At 48.2% G+C, this 23,234-nt stretch carries 28 protein-coding genes; 6 read left to right on the top strand and 22 right to left on the bottom strand.

What is annotated here, in order from left to right; all coding sequences use genetic code 11:
• Positions 1-170 precede the first annotated feature (170 nt).
• Positions 171-1,097, bottom strand: a complete 927-nt coding sequence (locus ACJJI0_RS02595) for a hypothetical protein (protein WP_444884546.1) — start codon at positions 1,095-1,097, stop codon at positions 171-173.
• Between the two features lie 10 nt (positions 1,098-1,107).
• Complete coding sequence (locus ACJJI0_RS02590) at positions 1,108-1,650, bottom strand: hypothetical protein (protein WP_444884545.1); 543 nt, start codon at positions 1,648-1,650, stop codon at positions 1,108-1,110.
• A gap of 94 nt (positions 1,651-1,744) precedes the next feature.
• Between ACJJI0_RS02590 and ACJJI0_RS02585 the strand changes: the two genes are divergently transcribed.
• Positions 1,745-2,572 (top strand): potassium channel family protein, encoded by an 828-nt coding sequence (locus ACJJI0_RS02585; RefSeq protein ID WP_444884544.1) that lies wholly within the window; start codon positions 1,745-1,747, stop codon positions 2,570-2,572.
• A gap of 85 nt (positions 2,573-2,657) precedes the next feature.
• Here ACJJI0_RS02585 and ACJJI0_RS02580 read toward each other — a convergent pair whose 3' ends face one another.
• The 5 genes from ACJJI0_RS02580 to ACJJI0_RS02560 all read right to left on the bottom strand — a co-directional run bounded on the left by ACJJI0_RS02580 (position 2,658) and on the right by ACJJI0_RS02560 (position 5,440).
• The gene (locus tag ACJJI0_RS02580; RefSeq protein WP_444884543.1) at positions 2,658-3,047 is read right to left on the bottom strand and encodes a hypothetical protein; all 390 of its coding nucleotides are present in this window, start codon (positions 3,045-3,047) and stop codon (positions 2,658-2,660) included.
• 335 nt (positions 3,048-3,382) lie between these two features.
• The gene (locus ACJJI0_RS02575; RefSeq protein ID WP_444884542.1) at positions 3,383-3,634 is read right to left on the bottom strand and encodes a hypothetical protein; all 252 of its coding nucleotides are present in this window, start codon (positions 3,632-3,634) and stop codon (positions 3,383-3,385) included.
• Entirely contained in the window at positions 3,631-4,827 is a 1,197-nt protein-coding gene (locus ACJJI0_RS02570) for a hypothetical protein (RefSeq protein WP_444884541.1), read from the bottom strand. The genes ACJJI0_RS02575 and ACJJI0_RS02570 overlap by 4 nt, the downstream gene beginning before the upstream one ends.
• A 9-nt stretch (positions 4,828-4,836) precedes the next feature.
• Entirely contained in the window at positions 4,837-5,040 is a 204-nt protein-coding gene (locus ACJJI0_RS02565) for a hypothetical protein (protein ID WP_444884540.1), read from the bottom strand.
• 124 nt (positions 5,041-5,164) lie between these two features.
• Positions 5,165-5,440: a hypothetical protein gene (locus tag ACJJI0_RS02560; protein WP_444884539.1), complete on the bottom strand. Its 276-nt coding sequence runs from the start codon at positions 5,438-5,440 to the stop codon at positions 5,165-5,167.
• Between the two features lie 268 nt (positions 5,441-5,708).
• Here ACJJI0_RS02560 and ACJJI0_RS02555 point away from each other — a divergent pair, with 268 nt between their 5' ends.
• The 3 genes from ACJJI0_RS02555 (at position 5,709) to ACJJI0_RS02545 (ending at position 6,920) form a co-directional block, all read left to right on the top strand.
• Positions 5,709-5,954: a hypothetical protein gene (locus ACJJI0_RS02555; RefSeq protein WP_444884538.1), complete on the top strand. Its 246-nt coding sequence runs from the start codon at positions 5,709-5,711 to the stop codon at positions 5,952-5,954.
• 201 nt (positions 5,955-6,155) lie between these two features.
• Positions 6,156-6,518, top strand: a complete 363-nt coding sequence (locus ACJJI0_RS02550; RefSeq protein ID WP_444884537.1) for a site-specific integrase — start codon at positions 6,156-6,158, stop codon at positions 6,516-6,518.
• 111 nt (positions 6,519-6,629) lie between these two features.
• Positions 6,630-6,920 (top strand): site-specific integrase, encoded by a 291-nt coding sequence (locus ACJJI0_RS02545; RefSeq protein ID WP_444884536.1) that lies wholly within the window; start codon positions 6,630-6,632, stop codon positions 6,918-6,920.
• A 120-nt stretch (positions 6,921-7,040) separates the two neighbouring features.
• Here the strand turns inward: ACJJI0_RS02545 and ACJJI0_RS02540 are convergent, their stop codons facing one another.
• The gene (locus tag ACJJI0_RS02540; protein WP_444884535.1) at positions 7,041-7,370 is read right to left on the bottom strand and encodes a hypothetical protein; all 330 of its coding nucleotides are present in this window, start codon (positions 7,368-7,370) and stop codon (positions 7,041-7,043) included.
• An 856-nt stretch (positions 7,371-8,226) separates the two neighbouring features.
• Between ACJJI0_RS02540 and ACJJI0_RS02535 the strand changes: the two genes are divergently transcribed.
• Positions 8,227-9,300 carry a hypothetical protein gene (locus ACJJI0_RS02535; protein WP_444884534.1) on the top strand — a complete coding sequence of 358 codons (1,074 nt, stop codon included), beginning with the start codon at positions 8,227-8,229 and terminating at the stop codon, positions 9,298-9,300.
• A 106-nt stretch (positions 9,301-9,406) separates the two neighbouring features.
• Here ACJJI0_RS02535 and ACJJI0_RS02530 read toward each other — a convergent pair whose 3' ends face one another.
• Both ACJJI0_RS02530 and ACJJI0_RS02525 read right to left on the bottom strand, forming a co-directional pair.
• Positions 9,407-10,660, bottom strand: coding sequence for a Y-family DNA polymerase (locus tag ACJJI0_RS02530; protein ID WP_444884533.1), 1,254 nt, complete (start codon positions 10,658-10,660; stop codon positions 9,407-9,409).
• A complete protein-coding gene (locus ACJJI0_RS02525) occupies positions 10,661-11,050 on the bottom strand; it encodes a LexA family protein (RefSeq protein WP_444884532.1) in 390 nt (129 codons plus the stop codon). It lies immediately after the preceding gene.
• Between the two features lie 66 nt (positions 11,051-11,116).
• Between ACJJI0_RS02525 and ACJJI0_RS02520 the strand changes: the two genes are divergently transcribed.
• Entirely contained in the window at positions 11,117-11,614 is a 498-nt protein-coding gene (locus ACJJI0_RS02520; protein ID WP_444884531.1) for a helix-turn-helix domain-containing protein, read from the top strand.
• A 332-nt stretch (positions 11,615-11,946) separates the two neighbouring features.
• On the opposite strand, the gene ACJJI0_RS02515 is transcribed toward ACJJI0_RS02520, so the two are convergent.
• The 12 genes from ACJJI0_RS02515 to ACJJI0_RS02460 all read right to left on the bottom strand — a co-directional run bounded on the left by ACJJI0_RS02515 (position 11,947) and on the right by ACJJI0_RS02460 (position 23,233).
• Positions 11,947-12,993 carry a leucine-rich repeat domain-containing protein gene (locus tag ACJJI0_RS02515; RefSeq protein ID WP_444884530.1) on the bottom strand — a complete coding sequence of 349 codons (1,047 nt, stop codon included), beginning with the start codon at positions 12,991-12,993 and terminating at the stop codon, positions 11,947-11,949.
• 64 nt (positions 12,994-13,057) lie between these two features.
• Entirely contained in the window at positions 13,058-13,456 is a 399-nt protein-coding gene (locus ACJJI0_RS02510) for a VOC family protein (protein WP_444884529.1), read from the bottom strand.
• A 157-nt stretch (positions 13,457-13,613) separates the two neighbouring features.
• Positions 13,614-15,059 (bottom strand): DKNYY domain-containing protein, encoded by a 1,446-nt coding sequence (locus tag ACJJI0_RS02505; protein WP_444884528.1) that lies wholly within the window; start codon positions 15,057-15,059, stop codon positions 13,614-13,616.
• 54 nt (positions 15,060-15,113) lie between these two features.
• Positions 15,114-15,416 carry a hypothetical protein gene (locus tag ACJJI0_RS02500; RefSeq protein WP_444884527.1) on the bottom strand — a complete coding sequence of 101 codons (303 nt, stop codon included), beginning with the start codon at positions 15,414-15,416 and terminating at the stop codon, positions 15,114-15,116.
• A gap of 251 nt (positions 15,417-15,667) precedes the next feature.
• Positions 15,668-15,994 (bottom strand): hypothetical protein, encoded by a 327-nt coding sequence (locus ACJJI0_RS02495; protein ID WP_444884526.1) that lies wholly within the window; start codon positions 15,992-15,994, stop codon positions 15,668-15,670.
• An 88-nt stretch (positions 15,995-16,082) separates the two neighbouring features.
• Positions 16,083-16,391 carry a hypothetical protein gene (locus ACJJI0_RS02490; RefSeq protein ID WP_226645361.1) on the bottom strand — a complete coding sequence of 103 codons (309 nt, stop codon included), beginning with the start codon at positions 16,389-16,391 and terminating at the stop codon, positions 16,083-16,085.
• Positions 16,388-16,525 (bottom strand): hypothetical protein, encoded by a 138-nt coding sequence (locus ACJJI0_RS02485; RefSeq protein ID WP_444884525.1) that lies wholly within the window; start codon positions 16,523-16,525, stop codon positions 16,388-16,390. The genes ACJJI0_RS02490 and ACJJI0_RS02485 overlap by 4 nt, the downstream gene beginning before the upstream one ends.
• Complete coding sequence (locus ACJJI0_RS02480) at positions 16,509-16,799, bottom strand: hypothetical protein (protein WP_444884524.1); 291 nt, start codon at positions 16,797-16,799, stop codon at positions 16,509-16,511. Before ACJJI0_RS02480 ends, ACJJI0_RS02485 begins: the two co-directional genes overlap by 17 nt.
• A gap of 95 nt (positions 16,800-16,894) precedes the next feature.
• Positions 16,895-17,290 (bottom strand): hypothetical protein, encoded by a 396-nt coding sequence (locus ACJJI0_RS02475; RefSeq protein ID WP_444884523.1) that lies wholly within the window; start codon positions 17,288-17,290, stop codon positions 16,895-16,897.
• 317 nt (positions 17,291-17,607) lie between these two features.
• Positions 17,608-17,991: a hypothetical protein gene (locus ACJJI0_RS02470; RefSeq protein ID WP_444884522.1), complete on the bottom strand. Its 384-nt coding sequence runs from the start codon at positions 17,989-17,991 to the stop codon at positions 17,608-17,610.
• 8 nt (positions 17,992-17,999) lie between these two features.
• A complete protein-coding gene (locus ACJJI0_RS02465) occupies positions 18,000-22,835 on the bottom strand; it encodes a Hint domain-containing protein (protein WP_444884521.1) in 4,836 nt (1,611 codons plus the stop codon).
• Positions 22,836-22,837: 2 nt separating this feature from the next.
• Complete coding sequence (locus ACJJI0_RS02460; RefSeq protein ID WP_444884520.1) at positions 22,838-23,233, bottom strand: hypothetical protein; 396 nt, start codon at positions 23,231-23,233, stop codon at positions 22,838-22,840.
• Position 23,234: the final 1 nt, after the last annotated feature.

Raw genomic sequence — 23,234 nt, 5'->3', positions numbered from 1 at the left:
GTTTTCAATTAGCTGCTGTTCGTATCGGTCGATGGTGCGGGCAAAAGGGTTTGAAGAGTCGAAGGTGGGGGATTGTTAGGGTTCTATGAAATTCTGGTCGAGCGCCCCGATAGGCTCGCCCATGCTGAGTATTGGCATTTCTCTATCCTGTTGAGTTTCAGTTGTGGGCCTTACCCCATGCCCTGCATGATTCCGCCGATACCGGCCAGGATTCCCCCAGCTCCATTACTGCCTCCTGCCTGGGTAGATTCATTAAGCACAATTGGAGAGCCAATCGAGCCCTGATACAGCTGCAGTTTTTGCCAGGGCGCCATGGCTACCTGCTGCATATAGTTCTGCATCGCGCTCCCGCCCTGCCCCATCATGCTTACGCCGCCGGCGCCCATGTTGTAGGCATTACCGAATCCGGTATTAAAGAGATTGCCCGCTGTACCGAAATTGCTCGTCGCCATGTTGGCGTTGAGGTTGTTGGTGTTCATCTGAGCATTTTGATTTGCACTGGCCTGATTCGCAGCAACACCCACAGCCTGGTTATAGGCATTGGAGCGGATACCTGCAGCCACGTCTGAGGCCCTGTCATCTGCTCCGCGCATGGCGATACCTTCGGCAACCCCTCGGCGCGTTGAGCCTGTATTACCCGTAGAGACCGCCCCTGAAGCAATGCCCGGTAATTGGTTTTCATTGAGGTCGCGGTAAATATCACGAGTGCTGGCTGTGATTTGCGAGTTCAGTAGGTCGTTATCAATCAGGGAGCTCACGGTGTTCATATCAACACCGTTTTGCATTGGGGCCTGAAAGCCTCCGCCGCTCATTACCTGGGTCAAATAATCCTGCATCACATTGGCGGCATTTCCGAAACCACTGGCCGCGCCAGATACTTGGTTGGCATAGCCATTGGCGGTGTTGCCAAACCCCATTGCAGCCTGGATATATTGCTGCATTTCAGGGCTGAGGTCGGCGACCGGAGATTGCCCGGAGCTGTAGAGCCTTTGCCCTTCTCCCCAAATATCATTCAGGTAGCCTTTCTGGTCCTCATCCAAATAACTCTGGCTTTTGGACTCGCCACCACCACCCATAAGACCGTCTAAAAATCCCATGTTTCACCTATTAGAAGAGGCTGAGAATGCCTTTAATTAATGGGTCTTCTTTCAATCCATCTTCAAACGCTTTGCCAGCGTTGGAGAAGTCCAGAGAACCGATATTTGCCATTGATTCGACCATGCTGCCAGAGCCTGGAATTGCATCGTTGAGGTCGTCTTTCCAGCGGTAGGTGGCGTCTTGCTCGAACACCTTGCCGCCGAGTAAGTCCAGGGCGTAGCCCATGTCTTCCTCATCGCGATAGCCGCCTTCGCGGGCTTCGTTTTCATTTACCCCAATGAGCACAGCCAACGCCGCCCAGGGGCCAAGAGAAGCTATCCAGCTGGAACCACCTGCCGCACCACTACCCGCACCAGCACTTGCGGTACCGTTTGCCGTGCTGCCTGCACCAGAGGCTCCGCCGCCTGCAAATTTGTTGTACCAACTCATGGCCTGCATTGGGTTAATGCCGGATTGCTGTTGGGCTTGGGGTTGCTGAATCAGCGGAGGGACCGGGTTGTACTGGGTTTCCCAGTCGGGCATGTAGGGGTTGTATCCGTAGTTAAAGCTCATAAAAGTGGCTCTATTATTAGACGCTTATTTCATTTACACGCAAAAACCATGGCGTGATAATAGGTGTTTCGATACAGCAACTATGGATGGTCTTATGCAACGTTTTCGATCAGCGCTTCCCTGGGTGCTAACACTTTTCGTTTACTTTTTGCTGGTAGTAATCTTTGCAGCCTCATACAAATTCTGCGATTGCCTAAACGATAAGAACATGGAGTGGGGAAAAAGCATCTACCTCAGTATTGTAACAATTACAACGCTAGGATATGGGGATATAACACCAGACAATACTGTCGGGTACTTTTTAACAACTTTCGAGACACTTTTAGGAATCACAATTTTTGGATGGCTTCTACATAAATACACAACTTATCACTCAGATCGAAAAGAAAAAATAAAACAGGAAAGAAGAATCGAACAGCTAGAAAGCTCATACCTATCCTTTAGAGAGTATGTAGCCTCCTATTGCGCTGAAGCAATTAAGTTCGCAAGTAAAGATACAAAGAACTCTCCTGCAGCCTTTGATATGCAATCTTTCAGGGCTTATCTTGAAAGAAATGATAATTTCAAATTACTTCATCACGCACTGGTAGATATACCCAAACTACGAACAATGATAACTAATGAGTACAAAATATTTACAAGGAAAATTGAACTGACCTGCTTGACCATCAGCCTCCACGACAAAGAGCTATTAGATTTCTTTTATAAAAACATTAGCCTGTCAACACGACTTGAAGGAGCTAGAGCAGTGGCATCAATCCAGAGCGATGAGCAAGATAGAATTTCAGCTGAGATGGCTAACATCTTATTCGATATTCTCATTGCTATCATGGCCGGACTTGAAAAAAACGGAGTGAAACACAGCCATGATGACTTTCTGGTTAAGATTAATTCGCTAAAGTCACAAATATGGAAAAGTTAATGATTAACTAGAAGTTAGCCTACCGGTATCGCCATAGCCGCAATAGAACTATGAACGGCTAGGCGATTCGATGTCAAAAGCCCCTCTACCCTTCTGGCAAGTCCCACTTAACAGATTTGGTCACACCAATAACTTCTATGCCTTTTTCACCCATATAGTTTTTAAGGTCTAAATCGAGTGGGAATCTTTTCACATTTTTAGGGGGAGGACTACTCAAGCGTTTCCCTAATACTTCTATCTCATAATAATCCGGATTTAATGGGTTATATCTTGGATTAAGTGAAGGCTCTATATCAGGGTCATTTTTTCCCCATACAGTTAGCACGTATTCCCCTGTAATACCTTTAACCACCTTGATTTTAGTGAAATCAATTAATTCTTGCTCCTCAGATTTATGTTCTGATTGAGCGATAGACTGACCAGCTTTACCAAATTTTTTAGGCGAAATATCCTCGCCACTTCTAGCCCTCGCCATAAACACCTCACGAATATAAAGGATTCCAGATCAATCTTATGGGGCCAAGTCCTAGCAAGGTTCTAATGACCCCAAATATATGTCACGATTTCAGGCTAGACCAATTTAGCAGCGGCCTCCTCACAAGGGATAAATTTGCGCCAATGCTCTAATGTTGCGTCTATAATTAACCCCCACCTATTTAAGGCGATACTCAGGCAGTCTCTGAGGAGCTACTTATTCCCAAGTCACCACACACGGATTTAGCGTGCACTCAATGCACTCCATACGCCAGGCTCCCTTATTGCCTCCGCGTTCTCAACACTCTTGGGCAACAGGTTTGATTCTCTCTAACCTCACAGCGCATGCACTTGCACCCAGGCAGTGCCTTCCCAGATATACAAACCCTTCCCTTGTCCGGGGTCCCAGTCTGTGCCGTCGGCGGTCACCAACAGGCCCAGCGGCGGGCGTCGTGGCGGCTCACGGTAAAGCGGTGCCAGCGCCTCCAGGTCGGTAAAGGCGCGCTGTATCTTGCTCAGCTCCGCCTGTAAATACCGCCACAGCTCCTCAAGGTTTCTCGGCTGCGCCGGTCCCGGTGTGTAACTCATCGGCCATCCACCGGAATCAGGTCCAGGTCCCAGCCGGTCAGCCGCCAGAAGCCGGCGTCTACGGATTGGATTTTGATGGCTAGATAGCGAGCCTTAAGCCGTACATCCACCTTGAGCCCTTCGGCCACATCGAACTCCCGCGGCTGGCGCCAGTGCACGTCACCCATGGCCGTTGAGCCTCCGCCTACGGTAATGCGAACTTTGCCTGTACCATGGATTTGCGGAACAATTTGCCGAATCAATTTCCACTGCTTTGTAGGCGCTTTCAGCAGCTGGTCCAGGTCGATGCCGGTGCGCTCCAGGTAAACCGACTGAGTTGTGCTGGCTGTGCTGAGGAAGTCTGCTTCCTGCAGGGTATGAATAGCCTCATCGCTGCAGAAGTAGTACATCACCGGGTAAAAGGCAGTATCGGCAAATTCACCCCAGCTCTGGGTGAGGTCCGCCCAGCTCTGTGTCAGCTCCTCCCAGGTCACAATTTCACCCTGCTTTGGTGCGAACACAGCGCAGGCCACATCCGGCACATCTACAAACGTGAAAGTGTTATCCAACCAGTTGTAAACCATGGCCCGGTTAGTATTACCCGTGCCTGTAGTGTAATAGGTCCATACTTCTTTGGTTTTATGATTGGCTACGCAACGCACCTTGGTGCGGTCACCCACCTCATTGTAAAAAGTTTTATTCGCTCTCCGATGCGCTACCGGTCGAGTACTGGAACCGTCGTGTACAAAAATTTCAGTAGAACCAATTACAAAGTGAAACTTGTCGAACGCGGCAACAGCATCCCGGCAAAGAATGCCTTGGTCGAGTAGTTTGTCGAAGGCGAATACATATTGCCCGCCGACAAACTGCATCAGATAGGTGGCTTCCTGAGAGTAGATAATATTGGCCCCACCCAGAGGCAGACAATCAACTAGCTCACTTGCCCCAGAGTCCACCGGGTTAGCACCAGCAAGGCCGGACAGGTCCACCACATCCCAAGTCCAGGGTACTTGTCCTGGCACAACCTCAGTAGACCAGCGCACTGTGTTTGGATAGTTAACCCCGTCCTCGGTAATACCCAGGGCCACCATGAAGTTTTTGTAACCGCTCAGCAATTTGGCTCGTAGGTTGCCTGGCCAGTTAGGCAACGCTTTAAATTCCGTATCCGCCGGCTCAAGAATCTGCGGCACATCTACACCATTATTGAATATCACGCTTTCGCCTCACACCAGCGATTGCCAGTTTTCTGACGGAGAATATCCGTTAGAAAAATCTGCGCTGTTGGTGCGGTTAACAAAGATTTCATTCTCGCGAATGTACAGCTCTGTTTGCGAGGCATAGGCCAGTTGCGGTACACCATCGGAAATCCAGCCGGCACCCAATACGGGAGCTTCTGCCAGAGCTTCTAGTATTTTCGGTGATGGCACCGTGCCGCGCCATTGGCAAATCGGACGTTTTTACCGACCGAGAATTCGTTGACGGGTAGCTCAAATAGAGGAGTATCAACATTAATGCCACGCTCACCCAGTTGTCGGATAGGATAGAAAGCCATTAGGTATCCTCATCGCCACTCAACTCAGCCAGTAAGTTAGTAATATCCTCACTGGTGATTTCAGAAGTTTTTATTATCCAAGCAAGTGCATAATATGGTGGGCGCATGTCAACAGAATGCGTATGGGAGCCGCTACTCCCAATACCGTGGCTATGTGCCTGACCGCCCCCCTGCGATTTAATGGATGCTGGCCGCCCGTCTTTATCGCTGGGGTCATAGTCCGGCCCGATAGAGGAGCTTTCATTTTTGTCAAATGGAAATTTCGAAACTTCCACTAAACAAACAAGCGTCAGTAGTAATAGCAGAAGCTAAAAAGTTTGTTTCCCCATTCGAAAGGATAAAGAACAGAACACCCGCAGGCGTGGCAGTTGATACCGATAAATTCAAAATGGTTCAGCGCGCAATAGTTGCCGAATTACGAAGACAGAAAAAGGGGCAGCATCTGCAAAAGAAATTACCCTTCCCTATGTACTGCATGTAGAACGCATTTTTATTTATCCATTCTGGCACGAGCTTATAAATTAATTCTGCGAGGGATATGCAATGAGTAAACTATTAACTAAATATGAAATAGGAAAATTAACTGGCGTTGGCGCAGAAAATATTGAGGAACAAAAGCGAGTCCTAGACAGCAATCGCATCCCTTACGTGATAAAAAAGGACCGCTCCCCCGCTCTAACCTGGAAGATGGTCAACCAAGCTAAGCTCATGCAAGTGACAAACGCCAGCTCCAATGGGCAAGGACCTCAAATACCATCAGGTGTGAACAAGGGTGCAGTTAATGGGTAGACCAAGAAATCCCAAGAACGCCTGGATGCCACGCTTGGTTGAAAATTATCCGCTTATGAGCTATGAGAAGGCGGCCAGCATGGCAAGGCCTTTACCATTGCCGACCTATTAGAGCTGTATTTAGCCTCACCTCAGTACACCAAAGAACTAAAACCTCAGTCGCAAAAAGACTATGCGAGGTACGCTAAGAAAATAGAGGCAGTGTTCGGGCCTGCAAGTCCAGACACTATCTCTTCACCGGTAATACAAATGTATATGGATGCCCGCGGCCAGCAGTATCCAACAGCCGCCAATAGAGAGAGAACATTCCTCAGCATTATTTATCGCTGGGGAAAGGCCCGTGGATTCGTGTCGATCGGCGACCCAACTAAGGCGATGAAACCTCTCAAGGAAAAACAGGGTGTGCGCTATGTCGAAGATTCAGAATATTTAGCCTTTTACACCTGGCTTGAATCCAGGGGACACACTGCATACGCTGCTGCCATAGAAATTTCATACCTCTACGACGCACGGCAACAAGATGTTCTTGCATTAAAGCGGCAGGATATCACCGACGAGGATTAGTTGATTTGCCAGCAAAAAACCGGCAAGAAGCAGCTGAAGCTCTGGACAGATCGATTACACGACGCAGTTAAACTGGCGCTTAAAAGCAACACCAGCTCCAGGTCACAAAGTATGTATCTGATTCGTGGCCGAATTGGGCAGCGCTACACCCGAGATGGATTTAATAGCACCTGGAGCCCCGAACAGAAAGCTGCCTATGAGGCCGGCGCCCTACCCGCTCGCTTCCGGTTTCATGATTTAAAGATTAAAGGCATCTCAGATTTCGAAGGCAACAAGCAGGAATTCAGCGGGCACAAGACCCGCAGCATGATGGAGCGCTACAACCACACCGCCGATAAAGTTGTTTCTCTTAACAAGGCGAGGATTAAAGGAAAGCGAGGCGTGCCCAAGGGCGACGGGTGAAGTTTCTGCTGAAAAGGGCCTAAAATCTTCCGAGCAGAAAGCACTAAACTGAAGATTTCAATAGCTACTCCTGATGAATCCTTGAGGATTGATTGAGCCTTTTTGCATACTTTGAAAAAGTTACGTCACCGTTTTCCAGCTCTTCACAATAATCAAACTCAAGTTCAAATTTTTTAGCGTGAGGAATCGCAATGAAATGTGCAACATTCCAATCCCCCATATTTTTTCCACATAATACGCTTTTAGTTCGCCCACTAGGTCTGAGACTCTAGTACCAGCCTCATAAGATAAAGCAAACCCGCCAGCTGTTGACCTTAGCTCACCCACCCATACAGAAATCATGGAAGATTCCTTAAAATATCTCACAAGAGCGTGCACCTCACTCGAAACATCTGGAGCTTCGAGGTACAGCAGTTTTGCAACCTCCTGATAAATAGTTTGATCTTTCATTTAAAACTCCTGTGTAGGGCTTTTAGATTGGTAGACTTAGCGACACTCAGAGCAGCGGCGGCATTCTTCACTTCTGAGGCCCCCATTGCAATCCAAAGTGATGGTATATAAGGGAACGCTTTAGGCGCAGTGGACACTGGATAAATGTCCAATCGAAGGAGCTGAAAAAAACGATTGCGGTAAAAATTACCCCCTCGAATTACCCCTCAAAGCCCCAAAACTAAAAAACCCCGCACTAGGCGGGGTTTTAAGTCCTTGATAAACAAGGAAGAATCTGGGGTGGCCGACGGGGATCGAACCCGCGACCTCAGGAGCCACAATCAAACCTAAATCTCTATAACTATCATACATTTACAGGCCTTTATGTGTAAATATCAAGGTGGTTCAGCATCGCAATAAACCCCATGATTACTTAGCTGGTCAATTTTTGACACACTTAAAAGCTGTACACTTACACAGCAACTAGACTGCAATCACCAACAGTTGATCTCACTGAAAGATATAGGCAAGCAATGTAAACGCCTGCCTATGCCAATTTCCTGTACTCTTTCAGCACCCAGACATAGTGACCCTTAACCAAGCGTTTTGTTGAATCCGTCCTGCGCTTGTATTGTTCCCCCAGCTATTTCTGGAACAGTGATATGTTTTACCGCTATTAATACTTTACAATCCCCTTCAGAGGCTAAGCCGGCTCAGAGGTTATGAAATGAAACACTGGTCGGTGCATGACTTGCGCAAGGCGGCATGGCAAGTTTTCCTAACTGACCGAGCCCCATATCGCTGAAAAAATGCTGGGGAAAAAACTGCCAGGTAAAATTAGATCTGCTGCTTATAAATAGGATATACGGGATGTTGAATGAATAAAGTACACGTTACATTTTTAATTGGTCTTGTCACTTCAGGCGTAGCCGTTGCGGAAAGTTTTTATGAAGATGTTGGCATTGGAGTTACAAGTCCTCAAGCCACTTTGCACATCAAAGACTCAGGATCAAAAAAACCCGCGATACTAATATCTGGTGCCAGCTCTACTGAAGGCGATATTGCGGTCTTGAATGATGATACATTCCAGCTTGGAAATTGGATAGATTCTACCGAAAGCTATATTAACTGGCTGGAGATTGACACTGAAAATGTTAAGGAATTCGAGAACGATATAAAGGAATCCGGCCACAGTGAATTTGTGCCCGGCAACACTAAAACTAGATTGAAATTAATTGGCGACAATAGCCATTCAACTATATTCCATTATTCAGGTTTCATTCGACCCGAGGACCATAATGTAAATCTGGATAAGGAGTGCAAAGATACTGAATTGAATGAATGCCTACCGTATAGGGAAGAGCTTGCACTGAGAGCCGTCTCTGACGGTGTTAACCCAAATAACAATGGAGCCGGTGCTCACTTCTACGGTAACCAGGATAGCCAGCATGGCGGCTGGATTGGTTTTTTTACGGATGGCAAAGCAAGGATGTCTATAAACAAACAGGGGCGAGTTGGTGTAGGCTCTAAAAATGTACTTGACGATTACAAAAATTATTTTAAGGGTCGCTTCAATATTATAAATCCCGAAAATGAGCCTGGACTCTATATCGAAGGTGCAGGGCCCGATGAAGGAGATATCGCGTGGAAAGATGGTGAATACCTTCAAATGGGAACATGGGAAGCCTCAATGGAGGATAATTTTGACGACAAAAACATCGGAGGCGAATTCCATGAAGTGGTGAGGATTACGCATGCAGGTAATTTCTCTGTCAAAAATCCGATCGAGAACGACGATTCTCCAGGGTATATACAGTTAGATACTTCTGCAGGAACTCCTCCCGATTCTGATTGTAATAGCTCATCCGATGTAGGTCGCATGACCATACATCAATCTGAATCGCTACTATATGTTTGCGCATCATCAGGCTGGAAAAGCTTGACCCTTTAAGAAGCCAGCAATTAAATATTAATAGTTTTACCTTTTATATCAGGTGAGCCATAAATCTCACCTGATTTAAAGGTTATTTCCTAAAAGTAAAATTTCCGCAATCGCTTCAAGTCACCACCCTAGGCAAATCCCCCCACCGGGTGGTATAGGCAGGCGATGTAAATGCCTGCCGCATCTTCCACTTTTTCTGGATACCTTCTGCCCCAAGAAACAACATCCCGCGACCGAACTTTTTATTGACCCTGTCCATCGCCTGCATAGTCTGCCCTGCCCTGAGCGATTGTCCAGGGGTGAACAAATCACCCTGCCCCAGCGCGCGGGGGATAATTTCGATGAGCCCTACGCCTGCTTTCATAAAGCGGCAGCCGGGGCGGTACAAGTCCGCAATGGCTTCTCTCACCAGCCGCACGATTACCCGCGTGTCGTCGGTGGGGTATGGGGTCTGCACTACGGCGCTGCGGCTGTAGTAGTTGGGCTCATGGGGTGAGGTGTGCAGGAATAAATGGATCGACTTAACCAGCGACTTCTGCGCGCGCAGTTTCTCCGCTGCCCTGCTGGCGTAGAGGGTGGCGGCCTGCAGTATCGGCGCTAGCTCGGTGAGCTTTTCACCGAAGGAGCGGGTGCAATAGATCTGTTTCTTCGCTGGGGGATCTTCCTCCAGGCCCAGGCAAGGGATTCCGTTTAGCTCCTCAATCGTGCGCTCAATATTGACATTAATACGGCGGCGCAGGATTTTTGGGTTGGCCTGCGCCAGGTCGTAAGCGGTCTCTATGCCGAAATCCGCCAGGCGCTTGGTGAGGCGCCGTCCTATGCCCCACACATCATTCACAGCTGTGCGGCGCTGCATCCACTGCCACTTCTCTGGCGTATCCAGCGCACAGACGCCATCGCACTTGGGGATTTTCTTGGCCGCGCGGTTAGCGAGCTTGGCCAAGGTTTTACTGGGGGCAATGCCCACACCGACAGGCATACGGATATTGCGCCAGACGGTATTGCGGATCTTGCGGCCGTAGTCCTGCCAATCCTCCTGCAGCCCGTGCAGATCCAGAAACATCTCATCAATGCTGTAGACCTCCACATTGGGGCTGAACTCGCGCAGGGTAGTCATTACCCGGTGGGAGATATCGCCATACAGCGGGTAATTGCTGGAGAAAATCGCCACCCGGTGCGCGCGTAGCAGGTGCTGAACCTTGAAGAAGGGCTCCAGATCGCCGATGCCCAACAGCTTCGCCTCCTTGGAGCGCGCCACCACAAAGCCATCGTTATTGGAGAGCACCACCACCGGGAGCCCGCGCAGATCCGGCCGGAATATCTGCTCGCAGCTAGCGTAGCAGCTATTGCAGTCCACCAACACCAACATTCAGCGCGGCCGGTGGTAACGCACCGAAGCTTTAACCACCCCCTCCACAATCAATTCCTGCCCCTCCCAGATGGGGATTGGGGCATAATCATCATTGGCAGAGAGCAGCCGCCCCTGCTGCTGATCCAGCACCTTGCAGGTGAGTTGGCCGTCCAGGGCCACCACGACCACATCGCCATGAGCGGGGGTTAGAGAGCGATCGACAATCAATAGATCCTTATCAAAGATGCCAATCCCCATCATGGAATCCCCATTCGCCCGCGCCATAAAGGTCGCCGCCGGCTTGCTGACCAGATGCTCATCCAGGCTAAGGGCCGCCTCCTTGTGGTCATCGGCAGGAGAGGGAAAGCCACAGGCAATGCCGTGGCCATAGAGTGGGGAAAGCTTCATTCTGGAAACCCTGGATACTGTATATTCATACAGTTTATTGCCAGAAGGCAGCAATCGGCAAGGGCAATGGATGACTACGAGGCCGGAACACTGGGCGAACGCCTGCGCAACGGAAGGAAACAGGAGGGGAAAACGATCGCACAGCTGGCTAGGCAGCTGGGGCTGGCGCCATCTCAAGTTTCAAAAATGGAAACAGGCAAGCAGAAGATACCCGCGGAGCTGCTGCCGGCTTGGTGTGAGGCGGTGGGGATTACCCTGGCGGAAGTGTACGGGGCCGAGAACCTTCACCACTTTGCGCAGATTCCCTTTCCGCCACTTATAGCTCGTCTATATGCACAGCTACCACAGGAATTTCGCTTGCATATTCACCGAGTAATCGAAAGTAGTTACCAGCTTTGGACGTCGCGTTGCAACGCCTTGTTAGCATTTTGTCTTGTTTTCCCCTCTAACACCTTTCCAACGCCATATTTGTACTCTCCCAATTTTCTCTATAGAAAATTATGGAATCATAGTGCACAGTCATTTCATCACTTCTCAATAGGAATGGGAATTTGGCACTTTTAGAAAGAAGGCCCTCATAACGTGTTAATGCATGGTCTTGAAATGCATAGTACTGTCCATAATTAAACTTATCGCAGTCTTGGCTGTAACGATCCAAGAGGACATTTACGAAATTTGCCTCTCTGCTGTACCCTTCCATTTCATAAAGTAATCTGTCTCTGCCCTCCATAAAGGCGGAAGTCGTAAACCCTAAAAAAAACCCGGTTACGATTAGCGTGCCGATTCTCAAAAACTTCATCTATATCTCATATGAATGCTAACGTCACGGCCTGCGGCAAGTTTGAAGCGCAGCGGAAAATTTGTCCGACAGTAGCGTCTTGTTAGCCCTGACATACCTAATTAAACAGAAATCGTTCATGCGAATACTCTTCAATGCCTTTCTGCTTCATCTTACTTTTCATCTGTTTATTCTTTTTATCACTACCGAAGCCGAACAATGCTTTCTTTAAGGACTTCAGCTCCAACAACTGATCGTATTGATCTGGAGCCATATTTTGGGCACATACATGAATAAACTCTTCTAAAGCTGGGGCTTTGAACAAACCATCTAAATCCTCCAGCCCTTTCATTGTTTCCAAATATATCCTTCTTAATTTTGTAAGATTACTTAGATCTGGAAATTCGTCTACGTTTCGAAGTGACTGGAGAAATAGATACTGCAGCCCGGTGAGAGTTGATATTACAGAGATATCAGATAGACCTTTGATCTGCCATAATTCCAAGTATTTCAGATTTCCCAAACCTTCAATTGCACTAAGATCTTTTATTCCGCCAAGCTTGATATCTAAAGACCACAATTTACTGAGCTTTCGTAGAAAGCTAATGTCCTTTGGACTAACAGACCTTAGAGTAAGTTTCTCTAGAAATTCGAGCTCACCTACTATTTCAATATTTTTGTTTTGCCCCTCGATATACAACTCTTTTAGATATGGTAGCTTTGACAAGCCATCTAGCTTAGGTTTCTTTGACTTTGTAGCGCCGAGAAATAATGCCTCCATTGATTGAGGCAGGGATTCCAGGAAATCAAAGTTATCTAGATTATAAACACCTACAGATAATGACTTTAGTGCTTTCAAATGCGTGATGTTTTCTAGATCACTTACTTCTCTTAGACAATCGATCGACAAGGTTTCAACAGATGGGATATAAGCCAGAGTACTTAGGTCGCATACTTTCGAATAATGACCATAGATCCTTATCTCAATATCTGGACGTTTAGGTATCAGGAGATCATTAAGTAGTTTCCAGCTCTCAGTAGTAATAGGACCGCAAGTCTGTATTACCTTCACTTTTAGATCATTTACAACACCATCAATACAAGACTCTGAAATGTCATCTTGTATTTCCAACCTATTAACTGAGAGTGTTCTAGCTATGGGCATTCTGTCTCCTAAGAAGGCTAACGCCGCATTCAGGTGCGCCGTAGGCGCCACCTGGAATGCTTTGTTAGCTTCGTGCTGGTTGATGGAACTCTATAACATTGTCATCTGGATCTCTTATAAAGAAAAACTGAGCACCGTTGTATTCGACTTCACCTGTTATAGGAAAACCCAGAGCTTCGACGTTACTTTTGGCTGAATCATAGTCTGTTATTTCTAAAGCGATGTGCGTATAGCCTGGATATTTTATATCACCTTCCATTAGCACATTTTTCCTTGGTGCATCCTTTGAAGCATTAAGGATCAAGTTGATGTTAACTCCTGATGGATGCTCAACTATAGCTACTGGCTCAGGGCCAACTGGGCCAACTATAAACTCAAAACCTAGCTTGCCATAGAATTCACGAGAGACATCCAAATCTCTAACCCTCAATCCTACATGATTAATTCTGGTTATATCTTTCATCATCATCCCTTGATATTGAGTGTAAATGATTAGGAGCAGCTAACGCTAAGTTAATAGGCAGTTTGCGGAGTGGTGCAATTGTGCTGTAATGAAATGGAAACACAATTGAAGCCACGGAGCAAACTGTCCTATGCAACGTATTGTTATACATTAATAGTTAGTGTCCAGTTAAATTCATCCATCCATTGACAGAGTCAAACACCCTTACATGTTCTTCCATCATCTTTCCCTCGCTGAAATATGAGTGATAGATTCTAAAGCCATTTTCATCATATATATTGAAGTAACGTTTTTGCTTCCCACCTTGTTCGAAGGCCATTGACCAAACTCCATCCTTGAACTCCACTTGATAATCAAGTTTAGACTCGCTAATGGTCACGCCATTTTTGTTATTCTTTATAGTTTCGCTGCAGGCACCTACAGTAAAGTTACACGGGTTTCCTAAGTAAATAGTCTCCCGAACATAGCCATCGATACGAGATTTTGATCTTAGAACTCCAGTTTTAGGGTCCAGAAACTCTTGCTTAACTCTCCAATCCTCATTGTTATGTATGGATAAAACAGCAGATTCTGGATTACTCTTATCCAAAACATAAAGATTTTCATCTGGTTTCAGACTTGAATAGGTCAAAGCTGTCAAAAAGCGAAACTGGTTGGGAAGCTGACTTATACTAAGCGCTGAGACCTTTTCGGGAGTAAGTAAATTCCCAGGATAATTAGATACAACCAAGTTTTGGGTAATAGCGGAATTTCTAGCTGCCTCGCTTTGTGCGTTCCTATCATCAGCAAGCCATTTTATCGCAACTCGCATTGCGGAAGCTTCAATTTGATCATCCGATATTCTGGCGATATTAGTAACCTTTTTGCTACTATCACAAGCAACTAGCTTCCCTCTCATAAAGCAGTTTTGACCATCTGTGGCATCGTAATTACCCTTTCTTTTGTACTTAAAAGATGCTGCATTAGCCTCTATTAATAGCTTATCCGCGTAGTAAACGCGTTCTCCATCAGTAGCGTAGTCATATTTAACGAAGCGGAAGTTTGAAGCGTCAGCATTAGGTAGAGTGTGTTCATCATAGTAGACACAGCGATCATCCCTGGACCAGTTAAAGCTCTTCTCTTTAATAGCGCGGAAAGTAGCTAGATCACAGGGATTCAAAGGTTTCTCATTTACATAAATATTCGATGCGTCTTTAGCATATTGCAAATATTTGGAACCTTGAACGATCACTGTTGTGGATGGGTCAGCCCCTTCAATTATCTTCTTCTTTATGTAGACACGGTTTGAATCAGCACCATAGTTCTTTGCCAGTAGCCTGAAAGTAGCTGGGTCAGCAAGCGGAATTACATGTCCACGGTAATAAACATGCTTATTGTCCTTACCATAATACTTCTGACCCATCGCACTAAAACTAGCAGGGTCAGCGATATGTAAATGTACATCGAATGGATTTTTATTGATGCCAAAAGCCTTACGCTCCACCCAGACGACTTTATCCGGTAGAACCTTGTAATGGTGATAATTTTTTCGTGATACCGACCTATTGGCAGCACACCCAGCCAAAAGAGCAATTACCACTACCAAAACAATACTTCTTATCACTTTTCTACCCTCTTCAACGTTCGATATATGGTGCCAGACTGACGCATATAACGCTCAAAGCAGCGGTGCGTTTACGCATCCGCTGCCTTTGCTTGTTATGTTTTTACAACCGCTTGCGCTGCAGAACTGAAGCTGGTTGTCGTTTAATACAAGACCTTTTCCGTACCCTTGGTTTGGTTGCCTGAAGTCGGAAGCCAGAACATTGCCAACTGTAACAGGCAGCTCTCCATTTATTGCCTCGATAGCTTCAGGCCCGACTTTGCTTGAGTGAATGACCACTTGGATAGTACCGTCCCACATTTCTTGCGTGTAGTAAGTGGCAAATCCACCGCAGTACCTTTCTACTTGCTGGCGCATAGCATGATCGTCATTTTTCCAAGGATTAAACGCATACCCAAATATGAGCACAACTCCTATTGCTAGAACCAAAACCAAAGCGCTAACGATTTTAAGAAATTTGGCAATGATCTTCGATTACTCCTGAAGCATAACGCCGCGCTCAGGAGCGGCTTACTTTGTGTACTTTATGTGCAAATATGGAGCGAAGCGAACTGCACATAAAGTGCACAAAGTAAGCCGTCCCATTGCAGCGCATTGTTATGCGATGGCTACCTGATATGTGCTTTCTTGACAATGTAGCCTTCAACGTTATTAAAACCGAAATGCACGCAGTAATTCATACAACCTCTGACGCTTTCCCTACTCCCGAAAGTTTCGAGAAGAGAAATCGTGACATCACAGAATCGCTCTGTACACTCCACTTCCGCGTATAATTTTTCGAGATTTTTGCCACTCTTTTTCAGATCTGCAACTACAGCTCTCATTGCAGCTTGGCTATATTCTGGATATCTCGACTCGTCCAATATCTGGAAATATCCTTCTGCATGAGCAGAAACACTGAATATCAGAATTAAAGCAATAGCTAGAGTCTTCATGCCATTCACTCGCATAACGCTCGTAGCACGAGCAAAATTGAAGCGCAGCGCCAATTTTGTCGGCGTGCCTACGCTTGTTATCTGTGTACTAGCGAATAAACCAATACAATCCTTTAAAGCTTGGTGCAGCCAGAATATCAGTATGCCTCACTGACTGGGGATCTTCCTGCAAACTCTTCTTTAACTTACGTAGTTTGACAATGCCTCTTATCGCCTGGGAGAAGATTAGCACTGCCAACGCAAGAATTAAGGTATCGAATCCCATTCCAGCAAGTAACGTGGATGCGAGAGTAATCAGTGCAAGAGGCCCCATTAAAAAGGAGGTAACCCAACAACTGAGCAAGTTTGAATCAATCTCACCATAGAGGTCTACTGGCTTTTTTCGAGTTCTTCTCATTCTTTACCTACAGACAGATAACGCTGCCAACAGCGGAAGCTTTGCAGCGGCGAAGCCGCGGAAAAGCTGTCCAGCGCACGCAGTGCGCGTTGCTGCTTGGCCTTGTTATAAGTGACGCTACCCAATAATTTCATTTTTAGCACCGACAATTTTGCGTGCAACCCTAAGACAATGCTCTTTGCTAGCACCCAAACCAATATTGCCCTCTATTGTTGCTACCAGTGACGAGGATATATGCTCGGCATCTTTACCCTCGACCGCAAGACGAAAAATATGTGGCAGATAACTCTGATACTCGTCGCGAGCTTCTGGCATGTCATTTACACCAATAGGGTCCCAGTCACACCATAAAATTTCATCTATGGCTTTGTAGAGTTCTAGTTCTTCTGGAGGTAATTTCTTGCCCATACTCTTACTTATAACGCCTTTATAACCGGCAGCTTTGTGGCGAAGCCACGCTTTTTGCTGTCCAGCCAGCTTGCTGGCGATGGTTGATAAACTTGTTACAAGGCATTGATGTGGCACTCGACTATATAAATGGTGTTGGTGTAAGTAACCCTGAAGGTGACAACACTGACAATGCTCTTGTTTATTTCTATACCAATGACTTCCTGTTGATTGATGCCAAATTTTTCTAGCGGGGTTTTGGCGATATTGTCTATGCCGTTGGAGAGAGTTACTTCGCTATGCTGATACTCCTCGCCATCTACTGCTGTTGGAAGAGTAAGTTTTAAAACAGCATAACCTGCGACATCTTCGATCGTTGCATAGAAACCGACGGTGTTATTTTGGGTAATGCGCACCTCATTTCTTGCTTTTTCTTCGATAGCTATCACCGTTCTCGCGCTGGAGTAGGTAGTAATGCAAAGGATAAAAATAAAAATCAGTGCAGTGCGCATATTTATGCCTTGTAACAGTTTATTAAAGAGCCAGTGACTCACTATCCATTTGGCCACTATTTCTGGGATGAAGCCTTCAAACCCCAAAAAAAGCCTTTATCTACAGCAGGTTATAAACTACTGCTTAAATAGCAACCAGAGATAGTGAGCCATTGGCTCAAGTCGTCTGCTTCAACTTCCCGCTCTTGAATACATTTTACCCATAATTAAATCAATAAGTTAGGGGGGATCTTTCTGTAGATGTAAGCCATGGCTCTATAATTCGGGCCTTCGTACCGGCGACACGCTCTCTCCACTACTGAAAACCGAAGCCAGTATCACCCACTCGGAATAGCCATAGCCGCAATAGAACTATGCACGGCTAGGCGATTCGCCACTTCAACAATACAGTCGGCTACAAGATCGGCGGCATGGTCGGCAACATTGATGGCCTGCCCGGCATCGGTCTGTAGGGTTTTGGTCGTTACATACACACTACGCATTTCGTCCCCAGCGCCGTCAATCTGCACTTTATTCTGGTCATCAATAACCGCAATGGTGCATTTTAAAACCGCGGCGGCTTTGGCCTCAGTGGAGGCCGGTTCGGTAGTTTGCGTTACCGTTGCGCGCACAATAGTGCCGGCGCTGTGGCCGTCGTCGATGGTGAAGGGGAACTGCCAGGCTTCAAGACCTGGCACGGTTTTCGGGGAAAAGCTGGGCATGGTGCCTCCTAAGGTTTTTGTCTTGCGTTGTGGGTTGCAATGGTTAGCTCTGCCTGGCGGCCGGCGAAAAACATGCGATCGCCAAAATCAGGCTTTAGCACGCGCCGCGGGCCAAGTTTGCGGATTTCTGTAACCGTCGATAATTGAGAAGCGCCATGGCACAGCACATACGCCGGCTTGCCTAGCATGTGCGGGGTGCGCACGATTGAGCCGTCCGGCAGGTCCATGGGTGTGGATTCCGATTGCCAGATTTCCGCACCTTCAGGGGTGCGCAGGCTGTAACACATCTCCTTACCGGAACCCATTGCGCGTAGCGGGAACATTCCACGTTCACCAGTAACAACATCGATACACTCGACTAAATCCCCCGGCTGTAGGTCTCGCACGTAGCGGCCATCCGGCAGCAAGGTGTCATAGTCTACGCACCAGGGATCTGTCGGTATGGTCCCGCCGCCGCCATTCGATGGGGTCGTGATTGTCCCTACATAGCGTCGGTGGGTATTTGCAGCCAGGACGGTAAAACTTGTGGTGGCCTTATAAGTTACTGCGCCGCCTTCATAACCTTCATCATCGCAATACACATAATATTTTCTGGAAAATGACAGGCCGGTAATGCTGCCGCTGTTATAGGAGACCGCCCCAAATCCATACTGCACGGTATGCGAGGCAACCGTAATTTTCGCAGTAGAGCCGTCATCTCTCGCGGTAAGCGGTGCCCCACCGCTCGTAATGGAAGAGATACCGGACTGGATATGCGGCAGACTGCGCTGCTCCGCGATACGGCCTTTCTCATTGAGACCGCTGAGAAATGCAGAGAACCCAGCTAGCGGCCGTGGATTTTGGTAAACACCACCACTGGCAACCACTTCTGTCCCGGATAGGAAAATCTCTCCGATAATCAGCTTGTTCTCTATTGATGAGAAAAATCCACGCTTCGTGGTAGAACCATCATAGTAATGGTATTTATAGAGTCCGCGCTCAATGGATACCGACAAGGCCGAACCCGCTGAGATCCAAACTCCATCCGTCTCGGTGACGATATAAAACAGGCCTCCAAGACTTGGATTTAATTGCACCGGGGGAATTTTTATCCGCTTGCCACCCCAGTAAAACCAGCCCGGCAGAGAGCCATCGGGATTGCCATTCGCATCAAAGCCGCACAGCTGTGCCTCGCCCGGATTGGCATTATCGCCCAAGGTCGGACCGCTATTAATCTTTAAATAAAGGCCGTTGCCCGTTGGTTCAACCGTATCGATGCGCACATAATCAATAAAGGTCGCCCCTTTCTTGGCAGCGTCGTAGTTAGCAATAATCACCGGCGTAAACTGTCTGACGGTCGTCTGCAGCTGGGCCGGCTGGGCTATGGTGTTGTGCCCCACGGTAGATTGGTAGCTGGCATTACCGCTTGTTCGGCCCTGAAAGTATGCGGTGTATTCTTTCCAGCCTACACCAGCCGCCTTTACACCAGGCGCAGCGATATAATGGGAGCCCGAATGCGTCTCACTGCCGCTGGCATTGACCCGCTTGCCATCTTTATCAAAGCAATTAATACCCAGATACAGAGAGCGGTCTGCATCGCCACCAGGTCCCATTAATACTCGAAATTTAATTCGATAAAGCTTGTCAGCATCAAAAGGGAATCGCTCTTTATACTCAAGCCAAGCATTAGAGGCCTTGTCATCCTGTCCAATGCGCAACACATTGCCACCAGTCACGTGTGCATCAGAACTTGAATGTACTTGATAGGTATAGCCAGCCGGCGAACCGGTATAGACCACCCAATCATCGGCAGCCGTGGTATCGGTAAACGCCTCAAAAAATACAGAGCCCGAAGCCTGCTGCGCGCGCAACTGTGCCTTGCGTACGCTTTGCATATTGCCGATTAAGATACCGTCATCGGTGAATTGTCCGCTGGCCTCGTCATAGCCAATGATATTGCGGGTAGCGTCAAAGGCTTTGGTGCGCGTCGCCTCCGCTACGGCACTATACAGCGCTGTTTTCTGGTCGTAGGCGTAGGTCCAATTGCTATCAAATAGGGTGCGGCTTACCGGGGTATTTTCCTGGCGGTTATCCCAGGCCGGGGTTAACCCTTGCAGATAGCTTGTCAGCGCGGTCAAAGCATTCGTAAACGCCGCCCGTTTGGCATCGAGTGCAGTGCCGAAATTGCTGGCCAGCGCATCCAGCTTCACTTGATCGTTTATTAACTGGTTGTATTCGCGGATCAGCTGCAGTTTTTCATTGGTATGCAACACACCATCTGCAGAGATATTGCCGAGATCTTCAAGGGCCTTTTGTGCATCGGCCTTGGCTTCCTCTGCAGCCTCTAGCGCAGCCTGTAAGTCTGGGTCTAGCGCGGGATCTTCTGGGTCTGGATAGGGTGTGCGGGATTTGGGAACAAATAATACGCGCGCGGCCGCTGTACCTAAGGAAGTACCTCCCTGGCCGGCAGTGCCTGGACTACTCGGGCTAGTACCATAAGACGCCACTATGCGGCTATTGGTCAGCACCGGCATGGGGTTTTGGGTACCGTCCACTAACAAAACAATACCGCCAGGCGCACCACCGCCACCACTACCGCCGGGAATCTTCTGGATACCAGTTCCCAGGCTGCCGCCACTGCCATTGCCCCCAGAGGTATTAATGGTTCCACTTACACCGAGGGCGATACCCCGTGCGACGATAACCACACTCGCCCCACCCTGGCCGCCGGAACCACCGTAGCCGCTATTTTCATAGCTCTGATCGCCGCGCAGGTAGTAATAACTATTTCCGCCACGGGCGCCGCCGGTACCGCGCATATCCTCGGGGATACCTTGCAGCTCTCCGCCATTATTCTCAATATTGAGCGGTGGCATGACGGAATTGCGACCGACCACAATTTGGCCGCGAATACGGTTGTACATAGTGCGGTTGGTGGCGCCAATTCCAGATACGCGCCCACCACCACCGCGACAAGAACCCAGAAAACCACGCCCCCCATTACTGGGAACCCCGCGCAAAGTACCGTCTATTTGCAGAACACCGCGCACATGCAATTCAACATTGTCGCTAACAAAAAGTGTGCGGCCTGCGGGGACGGTTAAGTCTCCCAGGTAATAAAATATCGTGCGGCTGTTATCCGCACCGTATAGGGTGCCGTTAGCGGTGAGGAAGCCACTGGCATCGATAGCAAGGCCGGCGGCAGTCATCTCTGTGCCCTCTGCGCTATACCAGCTGTCGGGAAGCTCTCCGCTGGAGCTGCTGCCGCTGGGCTGGTCGGGCACCGCTGAGGCAGGCTGGTAGCTGCCAAATAGATCGACGGAGACCGCTCCACTGACCTGATTGACATTGAAGCGCTGCACTTCCATGGCGCGATCTAAAATACCACCCGACACATTTTGCGAGTGGTCGCGCAATTGCGTCAGGCTAACCCGTACGATATCGCCCACCTCCAGATCGTTTTTACTGGGCAATAATCCTAGGCGCAGACTGAGCGGCGGCCCGGCGAATCGATCACGCAGGGCATCAAAGGTATTTTTTATCGTGGTATAGGTATGCCGGGAATTGTGCAGCCCCCGAAATTTCAGAGCGAGCGGCTTGGCCTCGCCATGGGTCGCAATAGAGTCCGCATCAATGAGGTTATTGGAGCGCAGGAATTTGCCATCGAATCCGGGCTGCTCAAACCAACTCCACTGCACCGAGAAGGCATTCTTTACCCCGGCTAAGTTGTATTTGAGTTCGCCCAGGCTACTGACATCATCAGGACTGATGGTGGCCACTGTACCGGATTCAGCTAGCACTCCAGCCATACGGCGAAAGCCCAGCTGGCCGGCGGCATTGACTGGCATAAAGGCACCGAGCAATAAATTGATTTCGGTCTCGATAAACTTTTTGCCGTCGGTTTTTTCCAGGCCATCAAAGCGCAGGATCTTGCCTTTGCGGTGGTCACTGGGCTTGTACCAGTCTGCCCCGATATTTTCGAACTCATCCAACACCACAAAGGCGGGATCTATGCCCAAGTGCCAATTAGAGGGCAGTACGTTATTGGTGCCGAGAATCTTCCCGGTCAGCAGTGCATAGGCAAGCTGGGGGCCAGGGCCTTCCAGATAGACAAACTCCTCCACCTCAACGCCACTCTCGTCGCCACTGTCTTCTGGCAACGCATGGTCGCGGGCAAAGGTGCCGAACAATCCACGAGTACAGCCGGTGAAACTATTCCCTGTTTTCCCGGTGGCTCGCACAATCTCGAAACCGTCCTGATACTTTATTTTCAGGTAATACACGGATTGGCCGGGTGCATCACCATAAGCAGCAGTATGCGGGTTCGGCTCAAAAGGACTGGTATCGAATACCCACAGGGTGCTACTCGATTTAGGAAAATTGGCAGCCAGGCGTGTGCTATTGGGCACAAAAATATCGCGGCGCATCTCTCGTTGAATATCCCGGCAGCGGACTCGGTAAACACCCTCGGCGTAGCCAATGGATTCCTCGGCAATCTGGGTTTGCTCTAACCGAAAATCATCCCAGTCGAGTCCAGCAAAGCCTTGATACAAACGCACCGAGCGACCCTTGATACCGTTGCCCTGTTCCAGCTCATCGCGCAGCACATAAGACAGCAGACCATTGATATCCACCACCTCAAAGGAAATAGCCCCAATCTCTGCGCGGCCCTGCTCGGGGATTATTCTCTGGCTGGTGGCACTGCATTTTTTTAAAGCGCCAAGCACGGCATTGGCGGGGAGACCCGGAATACTGTTATGACTGGTGATATACAGCGGCAGATCAAAACCAATCTCGATGACCAGGCGTAGCTCACGCTGTGCAGCCTGATTGTGCAGGTCAAAAGTTTCTGAGTTGTTGCGCATAGTTAAGCGATGACTTGAACGGTAGTAAAAGAAAAAATAAAGCGGCCGTCTTTCTCGCGCTTTTCTTTGAAGGATTTATATTTAAGTTGCACTTGTTGGGGGAAATCAGGAGTGTCTGTAGTCCCGTAGGCATCGAAGGTGAAAAACTCACCGAAAGCACAGCTTCTTTTGAACTCTCGCCAGCGCGCTAATTCGGTATGAGTGAGTCTTAGCGGTACAGTCTGACAAGAATATTCCTCTTCGAGACGGTAGATTGTGTATTCTGTTTTACCGCTGAGCGATGTGTGTTCTTTACCCTCGGGGCGATCGTTACAGTCATAACGCTTCAGTTTTGATTCAATCTGATAATCACTACCATCACCCACCAATAACCGTGTAGGTGTGTATTGAATGAGCATT

The sequence above is a fragment of the Microbulbifer mixtoriginis (SeqCode) genome (assembly GCF_052466695.1).
This window is presented reverse-complemented; position numbering and strand designations above follow the sequence as displayed.